A 12,132-nucleotide genomic window follows, 5' to 3' on the forward strand; every position below is an offset into this window, starting at 1 on the left:
TTCAGTCCTCCCACAGTTGCACGGTCTTGAGGATGTCGCGGCGGTTGGCCTTCCTGGCGCCGAACATGTTGGTGTCCGAACTGCCGCTGCAGCCGCTGCCGAAACTGAAACCGCAGCCCGAGCGCTCGGCGAAGGCGTCGCTCATGGCCTCTTCACGGTGCGCGGTGGGAATCACATAACGATCTTCGTAGTTAGCGATGGCCAGATAGCGGTACATGTCCTCGCACTGGGCGACGCTCAGGCCGACCGACTCCAGCACCTTGAGATCCTGCACGCCGTCGACCTGCTCGGCACGCTTGTAGGCGCGCATCGCCAGCAGACGCTTGAGGGCCAGCTTGACCGGCTTCTCGTCGCCGGCGGTGAGCAGGTTGGCCAGGTAGCGCACCGGGATGCGCAGGCTGTCCACGTCCGGCAACACGCCGTCCATGCTGACGCTGCCCTTGGCGGCGGCATTCTGGATCGGCGACAGCGGCGGCACGTACCAGACCATCGGCAGGGTGCGGTATTCCGGGTGCAGCGGGAGGGCCAGCTGCCAGTCGACAGCGAGCTTGTATACCGGCGACTTCTGCGCGGCCTCGATGACCGACCTGGGCACGCCGTCCTTCAACGCCTGTTCGATGACCTTGGGATCATGGGGATCGAGGAAGATTTCCAGCTGCTTCTGGTACAGGTCCTGCTCGCTCGGGGTGCTGGCCACCTCATGGATACGGTCGGCGTCATACAGCAGCACGCCCAGGTAGCGAATCCGGCCGACGCAGGTTTCCGAACACACGGTCGGCATGCCCGCCTCGATGCGCGGGTAGCAGAAGATGCACTTCTCGGATTTGCCGCTCTTCCAGTTGAAGTAGATCTTCTTGTACGGGCAGCCGCTGATGCACATGCGCCAGCCGCGGCATTTCTCCTGGTCGATCAGGACGATGCCGTCCTCTTCGCGCTTGTAGATCGCGCCGCTGGGGCAGGACGCGGCGCACGCCGGGTTCAGGCAGTGCTCGCACAGGCGCGGCAGGTACATCATGAAAGTGTTTTCGTACTCGCCATAGATGTCGGCCTGCACCTGGTCGAAGTTCTTGTCCTTGCGCCGCTTGGCGAATTCGGTGCCGAGGATTTCCTCCCAGTTCGGGCCCCACTCGATCTTCTGCATGCGCTGGCCGGAAATCACCGAGCGAGGGCGCGCCACCGGCTGGTGGTCGCCCAGCGGGGCGGTATGCAGGTGCTGGTAGTCGAAGTCGAACGGCTCGTAGTAGTCGTCGATGCTCGGCAAGTCCGGGTTGGCGAAGATGTTCGCCAGCACGCGGAACTTGCCGCCGATCCTCGGGTTGATCGAGCCATCCTTGTTGCGGACCCAGCCGCCCTTCCATTTCTCCTGGTTCTCCCATTCCTTGGGATAGCCGATACCGGGCTTGGTCTCGACGTTGTTGAACCAGGCGTACTCCATGCCTTCGCGACTGGTCCAGACGTTCTTGCAGGTGATCGAGCAGGTGTGGCAGCCGATGCATTTGTCCAGGTTAAGGACCATGCCCACTTGTGAACGGATCTTCATGGCATCACTCCTCACTCAATCTCGGTCGGCAGCGGTTGTGGCAGGGCGTCGCCATCGGGCCCGTCCAGCCAGTCCACTTTGTTCATCTTGCGCACCACGACGAACTCGTCGCGGTTGCAACCCACGGTGCCGTAGTAGTTGAAGCCATAGGCCAGCTGGGCATAGCCGCCGATCATGTGGGTGGGCTTGAGGACCACGCGGGTCACCGAGTTGTGGTGGCCGCCGCGGGTCCTGGTGCTCTCGGCGCCGGGCACGTTCACGATGCGTTCCTGGGCGTGGTACATCATCACCATGCCCTCCTTGACCCGCTGGCTGACCACCGCGCGAGCGGTGAGCGCGCCGTTGGCGTTGAAGCACTCGATCCAGTCGTTGTCTTCGATGCCGACCTTCTTCGCGTCGATCTCGCTCATCCAGACGATCGGGCCGCCGCGGCTCAGGGTCAGCATGATCAGGTTGTCGCTGTAGGTGCTGTGGATGCCCCACTTCTGGTGCGGAGTGATCCAGTTCAGGCAGATCTCCGGGTTGCCGTTGGACATCTTGCCCTTCACATAACCGGTCGAACGGGTGTTGATCGGCGGCCGGTAGCTCTGCAGGCCTTCGCCGAAGGCCAGCATCCAGGGGTGATCCTGGTAGAACTGCTGGCGGCCGGTGAGGGTGCGCCACGGGATCAGCTCGTGAACGTTGGTGTAGCCCGCGTTGTAGCTGACGTGCTCGTCTTCCAGCCCCGACCAGGTGGGGCTGGAGATGATCTTGCGCGGCTGCGCCTGGATGTCGCGGAAGCGGATCGACTCGTGTTCCTTGGGCAGGGCCAGGTGGGTGTGGTCGCGGCCGGTGAATTCCGATAGCGCGGCCCAGGCCTTCACCGCGACGTGACCATTGGTTTCCGGCGCCAGGCTGAGGATCACCTCGGCCGCGTCGATGGCCGTCTCGATCTTCGGCCGGCCTTGACTGACGCCTTCCTCGCGCACCTTGTAGTTCAGCTTGCCGAGGAACTCGACTTCGTGCTCGGTGTTCCAGGTAATGCCCTTGCCGCCGTTGCCCAGCTTGTCCAGCAGCGGACCCAGGGAGCTGAACTTCTTGTAGGTGTTCGGGTAGTCGCGCTCGATGACCGTGATGTTCGGGCAGTTCTTGCCCGGTTGCGGGGTGACGCCGGCAGTCTTCCAGTCGCTGCCGCCGAATGGTTGCGCCAGTTCACCGGGGGTGTCGTGCAGCAGCGGCACGGTGACCAGGTCCTTCTCCACGCCCAGGTGCCCCTCAGCCATTGCCGAGAAAGCCTTGGCGATGCCCTTGTAGATCTCCCAGTCGGAGCGCGCCTCCCAGGCCGGATCGATGGCCGCCGACAACGGGTGGATGAAGGGGTGCATGTCCGAGGTGTTCATGTCGTCCTTCTCGTACCAGGTGGCGGTCGGCAGGACGATGTCGGAATACACGCAGGTGGAGGACATGCGGAAGTCGAGGGTGGTCACCAGGTCGAGCTTGCCGATGGCGCCCTCGTCCACCCACTCGGCTTCCTCTGGCTTGAAGCCGCCGCGCTTGCCGAGGTCCTCGTTCATCACCCCGTTACGTGTGCCCAGCAGGTACTTGAGCATGTACTCGTGGCCCTTGCCGGATGAGCCCAGCAGGTTGGAGCGCCAGATGAACATGTTGCGCGGGAAGTTGTCCGGGTTGTCCGGCTGCTCGCAGGCGAAGCGCAGGCTGCCGTCCGCCAGTGACTTGACCACGTAGTCCGCGGGCTCCATGCCGGCCGCCGCGGCATCACGGGTGATCTGCAGCGGGTTGCGGTTCAACTGCGGTGCGCTGGGCAGCCAGCCGGCGCGCTCGGCGCGGATGTTGTAGTCGAGCATGTGCTCGGGGAACCGCGACTTGTCGGCCAGCGGCGAGAGCACCTCGTGGATGCTCATCTTCTCGTGGCGCCACTGCGAGCTGTGGTTGTAGAAGAAGCTGGTGCCGTTCATCTGCCGCGGTGGACGGTGCCAGTCGAGGCCGAAGGCCAGGGGCAGCCAGCCGCACTGCGGACGCAGCTTTTCCTGGCCGACGTAATGGGCCCAGCCGCCACCGGTCTGACCCACGCAGCCGCACAACATCAGCATGTTGATCAGGCCACGGTAGTTCATGTCCATGTGGTACCAGTGGTTCATCGCCGCCCCGACGATGATCATGCTACGGCCATGGGTCTTGTCGGCGTTGTCGGCGAATTCGCGAGCGACCTGGATGACCTTCTCGCGTGAAACCCCGGTGATCTGCTCCTGCCAGGCCGGTGTACCGGGAACGCCGGCATCGTCATAGCTGCTGGCGACGTGCTTGCCGCCCAGGCCCCGGTCGATGCCGAGGTTGGCGGCCATCAGATCGAATACGGTGGCGACCTTCACGCTGCGGCCATCGGCCAGGGTCAGGCTCTTGACCGGCACGCGGCGCAGCTGGATTTCCTCGCCCGCAACGTGACTGAAGTGCTCGTGGCTCAGGCCGCCGAAGTACGGGAAGGCGACCTCCACGGCCTCGCCGTCATCGACCTGGGTAAGCTGCAGATCGACCTCGCGACCTTCCCTGCCCTCGCGGGCCTCGATGTTCCACTTGCCCTTCTCGCCCCAGCGGTAGCCGATGGCGCCCTGCGGCGACACCAGCTCGCCGCTGGCATCCATGGCAATGGTTTTCCACTCGGGGTTGTTGTCCTGGCCGAGATTGCCGGTCAGGTCGGAGGCGCGCAGGAAACGGTCGGCGACGTGGCTGCCGTCCTTCTCCTCCAGCAGCACCAGCATCGGCAGGTCGGTGTAGCGCTTGGCGTAGTCGCGGAAGTAGGCGCTGGGCTTCTCCAGATGGAATTCCTTGAAGATGACGTGGGCGAAGGCCTGGGCCAGTGCCGCGTCAGTACCCTGCTTGGGGTTGAGCCAGAGATCGGTGAGCTTGGCGACTTCCGCATAGTCCGGGGTGATGGCCACGGTCTTGGTGCCCTTGTAGCGCACCTCGGTGAAGAAGTGGGCGTCCGGGGTCCGGGTCTGCGGTACGTTGGAGCCCCAGGCGATGATGTAGTTGGAGTTGTACCAGTCGGCGGACTCCGGCACGTCGGTCTGCTCACCCCACACCTGCGGCGAGGCCGGCGGCAGGTCGCAGTACCAGTCGTAGAACGACAGGCACACCCCGCCGATCAGCGACAGATAGCGGCTGCCGGCGGCGTAGCTGACCATCGACATGGCCGGGATCGGCGAGAAGCCGATCACCCGATCCGGGCCATACCGCTTGACCGTGTAGACGTTGGCGGCGGCGATGATCTCGTTGACCTCGCTCCAGCTGGAGCGGATGAAACCGCCCATGCCGCGCTTGCTCTTGTAGCTGGCGGCCTTGACCGGATCCTCGACGATGCTGGCCCAGGCCTCCACCGGCGCCAGGCTGCGGCGCGCCTCGCGCCACAGCTTGAGCAGCGGCTTGCGTACCTTGGGATACTTCAGGCGGTTGGCGCTGTAGATGTACCAGCTGTAGCTGGCGCCGCGCGGGCAGCCGCGCGGTTCGTGGTTGGGCAGGTCGTTGCGGGTGCGCGGGTAGTCGGTCTGCTGGGTCTCCCAGGTGATCAGGCCGTTCTTCACGTAGATCTTCCAGGAACAGGACCCGGTGCAGTTCACCCCGTGGGTGGAACGCACGATCTTGTCGTACTGCCAGCGCGAGCGGTAGACGTTCTCCCAGTCACGCGACTCCTTGCGCGTCTCGCCATGACCGTCGGCGAACTCTCCTTGCTTGCGATTGAAGAAGCGCAGCTGGTCGAGTAGATGGCTCATTTACTTTTCCTCTCAGGCTGAGCGCAGGCAGTTGCCCCTGCGCTCGTCATCTTTCTTGAAGGCGAACTCAACAGGGGGTTTCCGCGCCTTTGCGCGAGTACCACCACCAGGTAACCAGGATGCAGCTCGCGTAATAGCCGACGAACACGTACAGGGCGACCTCCGGCCCTCCAGTGAGGGCGATGGAGCTGCCGAACGACTTGGGAATGAAGAAGGCACCGAACGCCCCGATGGCCGAGCTGAAACCGAGCACCGCGGCCGACTCCTTGCCGGCGGACTTGAGCGCCTGCTCCCTGGCCGCCGTGCCCTTGCCGGCACTGAGGTGCTCATGCAGGGTGCGGAAAATCACCGGGATCATGCTGAAGGTCGAGCCGTTGCCGATGCCGGTGGCAACGAACAGCAGCATGAACATGGCCAGGAAACCGTAGAAGTTGCCCTCCTCCCCGCCATGGGGCAGGAAAGCGATGACCCCGAACACCGCAGCGATCATCACCACGAAGTTCCACAGGGTGACCCGCGCGCCGCCCAGCCTGTCCGCCACCCAGCCACCCAGCGGCCGTGCCAGGGCGCCTACCAACGGGCCAAGGAAGGCGAACCGCAAGGCGGTGACTTCCGGGAAGGACGTCTTTATCAGCAGCGGGAAAGCCGCGGCGAAACCGATGAAGGAACCGAAGGTGGCCAGGTACAGCCAGCACATCAGCCAGTTGTGCTTGCGCTTGAAGATCACCGCCTGCTCGGAGAAGGAAGCACGGGCCGAGGCCAGGTCGTTCATGCCGAACCAGGCCGCCACCATCACCGCGCAGATCATCGGAACCCAGATCAGGCCGGCGTTCTGCAGCCACAGCTGGCTACCGTCGGCCAGTTCCTGCGGCTTGCCGCCAAGCGCACCGAACAGGCCGAAGCCGATCACCAGCGGGACCAGGAACTGCATGGCCGAGACACCCAGGTTGCCCAGTCCGGCGTTCAGGCCCAGGGCGGTGCCCTGCTGGGACTTGGGATAGAAGAAGCTGATGTTGGACATCGAGGAGGCGAAGTTGCCGCCGCCGAAGCCGCACAGCAGGGCGATGATCACGAACACGCTGTAGGGCGTGGCCGGGTTCTGCACGGCAATGCCCATCCACACCGCCGGTATCAGCAGCGAAGCGGTGCTCAGCGCGGTCCAGCGCCGGCCGCCGAACACCGGCACCATGAACGAGTAGAAAACGCGCAGGGTCGCGCCGGACAGCCCCGGCAACGCTGCCAGCCAGAACAGCTGGTCGGTGCTGAAGGTGAAACCGATGGCGTTCAGGCGGACGATCACCGTGCTCCATACCATCCACACGGCAAAAGCCAGGAACAGCGCGGGAATCGAAATCCACAGGTTGCGGGTGGCGATGGCCTTTCCCGTGGTTCCCCAGAAATGCGGGTCCTCCGGGCGCCAGTCCTCGATCGCCGCCCCCTGCCGGGGCGGCTGCCTCATGGCCGGATTCTTGGTTGCGGACATGCTCTGTCTCCTAGAAGCGTCAGGAAGCGGAACTCATGGGGGCGGACGAACCCGTACCCATGACAGGGGTTTTGCGAACCTCGCTGAAGTACATCCAGATCAGGGAGACCCAGACCACGCCGTACATCAGCATGAAGCAGGAGCTGCGCACGCCGGTGAGGTCCACCAGGGCGCCAAAGAGGATCGGCAGGACGAAGCCACCCAGGCCGCCGGCCAGCCCGACGATGCCGGACACGGCGCCCATGCGATCGGGAAACTCGTCGGAGATGTACTTGAACACCGAGGCCTTGCCGAAGGCCCAGGAGATGCCCATGACGAACATCAGCGCGGTGAACATCCAGGCGTTGAGGCCGATGTGGAAAGTGCGCGGCCCGTCGACGGTGTGCACGGTGAAGTCGGTTTGCGGATAGGACAGGATGAACAGGCAGATCCAGCTGACCCACATCACCCACCAGGTCACGCTGTGCGCGCCCCACCTGTCCGACATCCAGCCGCCGATGGCGCGCAGCACGCCACCCGGCAGGGAGAAGCAGGCAGCCAGCAGCGCCGCGCCCTGCAGGCTGAAGTCGTATTCCTGCACGTAGTACCTGGTCATCCACAGGGCCAGGGCCACGTAGCCGCCGAAGACAATCGAGTAGTACTGGCAGTAGCGCCACACGCGCGGGTCCTTCAGGGTCTTCAGCTGCTCGGCCAGTGACACGCCATCGGCCACCCGATGGGTCTTGTTGTCGTAGCTGAAGAACCAGAACAGCAGCGCCGTGACGAACATGATCGCCGAGTAGACCTTGGGCACCATCTGCCAGCTGGCCGCGGCGATGATCGCCGGGGCGACGAACTTGGTCAGTGCCGAACCGGCGTTGCCCGCGCCGAAGATGCCCATGGCCAGGCCCTGGTTGGACGCGTCGAACCACTTGGCGACGTAGGCGATGCCCACCGAGAAGGAGCCGCCGGCCAGGCCGACGAACAGGCCAAGCACCAGGAACTGCCAGTACTCCGTCGCCTGGCTGATCAGGTAGAGGGGCAGCACGCACACCAGCATCAGAACGAAGAACACGATGCGGCCGCCGAAGCGGTCGGTGAGCATGCCCAGCGGCAGGCGCACCAGCGACCCGGTCAACACCGGTGTGGAAGCCAGCAGGCCGAACTGGGTCTCGTTGAGCTGCAACAGTTCCTTGATGGGCACGCCGAGCACCGCGAACATCATCCACACCATGAAGCAGATGGTGAACGCTGCGGTACTCATCCCCAGCACCAATCCCTGTTGCACTTTCCTGCTCGCCATGAACGCTCTCCCAAGCGGCTTTCATGGCGGCAGGCTATTTCCCGACGGCTGATTTCCCTTGACCTGGATCAAGGAGCCAACGGCGGACACAGCCCTACCATTCCGCCATCTACCACCAAAGTGGTAGGTAGGCGATGCCCAACTAAGTCCTTTAAAATCAATGTTTTACACGACTTACAGACAAACTCGGCGCCGCCTGGAAGCCATTCGAACTCTTTGGAGGTAGCGGTCATGCCGGACTGGTTCAAGGGCTCACTGCCGGCCCGGGCCGGGCTCGCGGTGATACTGATCGCGATGCTGGCTTTCTCCAGCGCGTTCAGCGCGGTACTCATCGCCCTGATCAGCGAGGATGATGCGGCAGCCATCAACACCGCCGGCTCGCTGCGCATGGCGACTTATCGCCTGAACTGGCAGCTGGAGGCCGATGCCGCCCCGCAAACCATCACCCGCCTTCGTGACGACATGCAGCGCCGCCTGGACAGCGAATCGCTGAAACAGATGGTCGGCGAAGAACGAGACGACCCACTCGGCATCACCTTCGACAACATTCAGCGGCAATGGCGGGAACACTTGCTGCCAGCCCTCGAACGGGGTGACGGCATGGCGTTCGCGCAACAGTCCGAAGCCTTCATCGGCGAGCTGGAGCACTTCGTACTGCAACTCCAGAAAGAGAGCGAACGGCGCCAGGGCTGGCAGCAGAGCATCCAGGGCGCAGCCTTGCTGCTGACGGTGGTGATCCTGATCGTCGGCATGTTCGAGCTGCAAAGCAGCGTCCTCAATCCCCTGCAGGAACTGGTCAGCACCGCCGAGCGCTTCCGCTCCGGCGACCTCAACGCCCGCATCGAATACCGTTCCCGCGACGAACTCGGACAGATGGCGGACAGCTTCAACGCCATGGCCGATGCCATCGAGGAATCGCATCGGACCCTGGAGTCGCGCGTCGCCAGCAAGACCCGCGAACTGGAGCAGAGCAACGCGGCACTCGAACTGCTCTACCAGAGCAGCCGCAGCATCGCCAGCCAACCCGCCAACGCCGACCAGCTGCACGAACTGATCGACCGTTTCCAGCAACGCTTGCCAGGCCTCAGCCTCTCGCTCTGCCTCAATGGCGGGCAGAAGCAGCCCGTCGAACAATTGATCGCCCTGCACAGCGACGCAAGCCGCGAAATCTGCGCGCCGGGCGACTGCGCGACCTGCCAGCGGCAACGCATGCCCAACCGCATCAGCGTGCCGATCAACTCCCAGGGAGAATCCCTGGGTGACCTGCGCGCCCACTACCTCGATGGGCACGCACCGCTCGGCTGGGAACGCGAGCTGATCGAAGCGCTGGCTCACCTCATCGGCACCGCTCTGTCCCTGGAACGCCAGCGTGAACAGGACCACCGCCTGGTATTGCTCGACGAGCGCACAACCATCGCCCGCGAGCTGCACGACTCGCTGGCCCAGGCCCTGTCCTACATGAAGCTGCAGGTAAGCCGCCTGCAAACCCTGATTCGCCGGGGCGAAAGCGGCGAGCATCTGCTGGAGGTCAGCGACGAGCTGCGCGAAGGCCTTAACAGCGCGTACCGCCAACTGCGCGAATTGCTGACCACCTTCCGCCTGCAGATCCAGGAAGGCGGCATCGAGCAGGCTCTGGACGACACCGCCCGCGAGTTCGCCGAGCGCGGCAACCTGCAGGTGCTGCTGGACAACGAACGACTGGCCTTCACCCTCTCCGCCACCGAGCAGATCCACCTGCTGCAGATCACTCGCGAGGCGCTTTCCAATTGCGCGCGGCACGCCCAGGCCGAGCACGCCTGGGTGCAGCTGCGCCAGCGTGGCGATGACGTCGAGCTGATCATCGAGGATGACGGCATCGGCATCACCCCAGGCTTCGACAGCCGCCAGCACCACGGCCTGAACATCATGCAGGAGCGAGCCCGCAGCCTGGGCGGCACGCTCACCCTTTCACGCAGGGAGCCCCATGGCACCCGGGTTCGGCTCAAGTTCTGCCCGGGCTTCCTGCGCCAACTGGACCCCGAGGCACTCTCATGAACGCAATGCTCCCTCACACGCTGCTGCTGGTCGACGACCACCCGATGATGCGTCGCGGCCTGCGCCAGCTCATCGAACTGGAAAACGACCTGGTGGTGGTGGGTGAAGCGAACAATGGCATAGAAGCCTGCGCGCTGGCGGCCAGGCTCTCGCCGGACCTTATCGTGCTGGACAACAACATGCCCCAGCTCAACGGCGTGGAGACGCTCAAGCGCCTGCGCGAACAGGGCTTCGCCGGCAAGGTCCTGCTGTTCACCGTGTCCGATGCCGAGCAAGACGTGCGCGACGCCATGCGCTTCGGCGCCGACGGCTACCTGCTCAAGGACATGGAGCCGGAGCACCTGATCAGCCGCCTGCGCGAAGTGCTGCGCGGCGCCCTGGTGGTCAGCCCGGCGCTGACCGCCGTCCTCGCCCAGGCGTTGCGGGCACCACAGGGCGCCAGCTCGCTGGACCTGACGGACCGCGAGCGCCAGGTCCTGAAGATGATCGCTGCGGGCCTCAGCAACAAGATGATCGGCAACAAGCTGGGCATCACCGAAGGCACGGTGAAGGTCCATGTGAAGAACCTGCTGCACAAGCTGGGGCTGCGCTCACGGGTCGAAGCCGCCGTCTGGGCGATGGAGAACCTGCGCTGAGACACATGAGCCGGCTCTCCAGGCACCTGGCGCCATCCGGCCTGCCTCTTTCGAGGTAGTACCTGGGAGGAATGGGAGCCATCCCCCGGGCGCTCTAGCATGGTGGCATGGGAGGTGGACCATGCTCACAGACGTGGCAACGCAACAGGCCCTGCGCCAGCATCACCTGTTCGACCGGCTGCCGGAGACGCCCTTTCACGCACTGTGCAACCTGGCGGTAAGCCGCCGGCTGGGCAGCGGCGACATCCTCTTCCACCAGGGCGAGACGGCCGAGCGCTTCTACCTGCTGCTCGCAGGCCAGATGAAGCTCACCCGGGTGCTGCCCGATGGCCAGGAGAAGCTGGTCGAGGTGATCGTGCCCGGCCAGTGCTTCGCTGAATCCCTGCTGTTCAGCGGCCTCCGCCGTTACCCGGTGACGGCCTGCGCCCTCAAGCCGAGCAGCTTGGTAAGCCTCGACGGCAGCCATTACCGGAGCCTGCTGGAAGATCAACCGAAGATCTGCCTCGAACTGCTGGCCAGCCTCAGTACTCGCCTGCATCAACGCCTGGATGAAATCGACACCCTGACCCTGGCCAATGCCGGCCGCCGGGTGGCGCGCTTTCTCTGCCAGGAGCAGGAGGCCGGCAACGGCGAGATCCGCTTCAACGTACCAAAGCGCCTGATCGCTTCGCGGCTGGGCATCCAGCCGGAGACCTTCTCGCGCATCCTGCACCGGCTGATGGACGCCGGGCTGATTGCCATGGAGCGGCGTCAGATCCGCGTGCTGGACACGCCGAGCCTGGCCAACTACTGCGAATGAAACCGGCGGCGTCACGCCCCCAGGAGGCTTGAAATGTCTACCCCTAACCGTCCACTGGTCTATTCCTGCTCCGGCTGTTCGAACGTCGCGCAACTGGCCAACGCCCTGGCGGTTCGCCTGGACCGTGAGGGCCTGGCCGAGATGTCGTGCATCGCCGGAGTTGGCGGTCGCGTACCGGCCCTGGTCAGCAAGGCCCGCAGCGGGCGGCCGATCCTCGCCATCGACGGCTGCCGCCTGCAATGCGTGCAAGGCTGCCTGGACCAGCACGGCGTGACCGCCGACGTGCACCTGCTGCTCAATGAGTACGGCCTGAAAAAACGCTACGGCGAGGACTGCGACGCGGAAACCGCCGAACAGCTGTACAGCGAAGTGGTCCAGTTGATCGCCAGCGATCGCCTGCAGGCGCGCCGCACCGATCGGAGCGCGTCCTAGCGGTCGCGTGTCGAGAAAGGCGATGGCCAAGGGTTTTCAGGTCTCCGTGTTTGCCTGACGCTACCCTCTCCCAGAGGGAGAGGGTAGCTGCATCTCTAATGGACCCAAACACCGTAAGAGCGAGCTCTGCTCGCGAATGTCCCACGCAGCGAATCGCGAG

Annotated in this window: 8 protein-coding genes; 4 read left to right on the plus strand and 4 right to left on the minus strand. The window is 64.4% G+C overall.

The features are described from left to right. Position 1: 1 nt before the first annotated feature. The 4 genes from narH to FXN65_RS17275 form a co-directional block, all read right to left on the minus strand. Entirely contained in the window at positions 2–1,540 is a 1,539-nt protein-coding gene (narH, locus tag FXN65_RS17260) for a nitrate reductase subunit beta (RefSeq protein WP_151134665.1), read from the minus strand. 11 nt (positions 1,541–1,551) lie between these two features. Further along, a complete protein-coding gene (locus FXN65_RS17265) occupies positions 1,552–5,307 on the minus strand; it encodes a nitrate reductase subunit alpha (protein WP_151134668.1) in 3,756 nt (1,251 codons plus the stop codon). A 67-nt stretch (positions 5,308–5,374) separates the two neighbouring features. Then, positions 5,375–6,766, minus strand: a complete 1,392-nt coding sequence (locus FXN65_RS17270) for a NarK family nitrate/nitrite MFS transporter (RefSeq protein ID WP_212632350.1) — start codon at positions 6,764–6,766, stop codon at positions 5,375–5,377. 43 nt (positions 6,767–6,809) lie between these two features. Next, entirely contained in the window at positions 6,810–8,072 is a 1,263-nt protein-coding gene (locus tag FXN65_RS17275) for an MFS transporter (RefSeq protein ID WP_151134671.1), read from the minus strand. A 231-nt stretch (positions 8,073–8,303) separates the two neighbouring features. On the opposite strand from FXN65_RS17275, the gene FXN65_RS17280 reads away from it, so the two are divergent. From FXN65_RS17280 to FXN65_RS17295, 4 genes are all read left to right on the plus strand, one after another. Further along, positions 8,304–10,106 (plus strand): ATP-binding protein, encoded by a 1,803-nt coding sequence (locus tag FXN65_RS17280; protein ID WP_151134673.1) that lies wholly within the window; start codon positions 8,304–8,306, stop codon positions 10,104–10,106. Then, positions 10,103–10,741 carry a two-component system response regulator NarL gene (gene narL / locus FXN65_RS17285; protein WP_151134675.1) on the plus strand — a complete coding sequence of 213 codons (639 nt, stop codon included), beginning with the start codon at positions 10,103–10,105 and terminating at the stop codon, positions 10,739–10,741. Before FXN65_RS17280 ends, narL begins: the two co-directional genes overlap by 4 nt. A gap of 121 nt (positions 10,742–10,862) precedes the next feature. After that, positions 10,863–11,540: a Crp/Fnr family transcriptional regulator gene (locus FXN65_RS17290; protein WP_151134677.1), complete on the plus strand. Its 678-nt coding sequence runs from the start codon at positions 10,863–10,865 to the stop codon at positions 11,538–11,540. A 33-nt stretch (positions 11,541–11,573) separates the two neighbouring features. Beyond that, positions 11,574–11,972, plus strand: coding sequence for a putative zinc-binding protein (locus tag FXN65_RS17295; RefSeq protein WP_151134679.1), 399 nt, complete (start codon positions 11,574–11,576; stop codon positions 11,970–11,972). Positions 11,973–12,132: the final 160 nt, after the last annotated feature.

Source organism: Pseudomonas lalkuanensis, from assembly GCF_008807375.1.
Taxonomy (GTDB): domain Bacteria; phylum Pseudomonadota; class Gammaproteobacteria; order Pseudomonadales; family Pseudomonadaceae; genus Metapseudomonas; species Metapseudomonas lalkuanensis.